Origin of the sequence: Actinocrinis puniceicyclus (assembly GCF_018283645.1) — a bacterium.
Lineage (GTDB): Bacteria > Actinomycetota > Actinomycetes > Streptomycetales > Catenulisporaceae > Actinocrinis > Actinocrinis puniceicyclus.
Genome location: NZ_JAGSXH010000341.1, coordinates 1 through 1,075 on the forward strand (window position 1 = coordinate 1; position 1,075 = coordinate 1,075).

The following is a 1,075-nucleotide window of genomic DNA, read 5'->3' on the forward strand; positions in this document are numbered from 1 at the left end:
CGGCTGCACCGCGACGCTGTCGGCCGGCACGGTCGGCAACAACTGGTACAACCTCAACGTCTCGGTCAGCGGCTCCAACACCTGGACCGTGACGATGAACATGGTCGCCCCCGCGGTGGTCTACAACACCTGGAACGTCAGCGCCAGCTGGCCCAGCCAGTACGTGATGGTCGCCAAACCCAACGGCAGCGGCAACAACTTCGGTATCACCGTAGCCACCAACGGCCAATGGACATGGCCATCAGTGTCCTGTAGCACCAGCTAGCTCCAGCGGTTCCCGTAACTCCTCATCGGCGTCGAGCGGCCGGCCGGTCCGTGCCCATGGCCGCTCGACGCCGGCGAGCCCGGCCGGCCCGGTACGGGCCCTGCTCTGGAGGAACCCACCCTCATGCGCATCAGACCCCTTACGTCAAGACGCCCGCTGCTGGCCGCTCTGGCCGCCGCGGCGCTGACCGCGGCGATGGCGGGCCTCAGCGCCGTCACCGCCGCCGCCCCCGCGCACGCCGCGACGTGCAACGGGTATGTCGGGCTCAGCTTCGACGACGGGCCGTCCAACAGCCACACCCCGGCGTTGCTCAGCGCGCTCAAGCAGAACGGGTTGCGCGCGACCATGTTCAACGAGGGCCAGTACGCGGCCGCCTACCCCGCCCAGGTCCAGGCCGAGGTCAGCGCGGGGATGTGGATCGGCAACCACAGCTACACCCATCCGCATCTGGTCCAGGAGAGCTACTCGCAGATCGACTCGGAACTCGGCAACACCCAGCAGGCCATCGCGAACGCTGGCGGTGGCACGCCGAAGCTTTTCCGCCCGCCGTACGGCGAGACCAACGCGACGCTGCAGTCGGTGGAGGCCAAGTACGGCCTGACCCAGATCATCTGGGACATCGACTCCCAGGACTGGAACGGCGCGAGCACCGCCGCGATCGTGCAGGCCAACTCCCAGCTGAGCAACGGGCAGATCATCCTCATGCACGAGTGGCCGGCGAACACGCTCGCCGCGATTCCGCAGATAGCGCAAGTGCTCGCGAACAAGGGCCTGTGCGCCGGGATGATCTCCCCGCAGACCGGTCGGGCC

Annotated in this window: 1 protein-coding gene and 1 pseudogene; both read left to right on the forward strand. The window is 68.0% G+C overall.

Going from position 1 to position 1,075, the window contains the following annotated elements; all coding sequences use genetic code 11:
* Window positions 1–265 (forward strand): annotated as a pseudogene (locus KGA66_RS29185) (glycoside hydrolase family 11 protein); the annotation flags it as partial.
* A gap of 123 nt (window positions 266–388) precedes the next feature.
* A partial coding sequence (locus tag KGA66_RS29190) for a polysaccharide deacetylase family protein (protein WP_211472848.1) occupies window positions 389–1,075 on the forward strand: 687 nt, incomplete at its 3' end.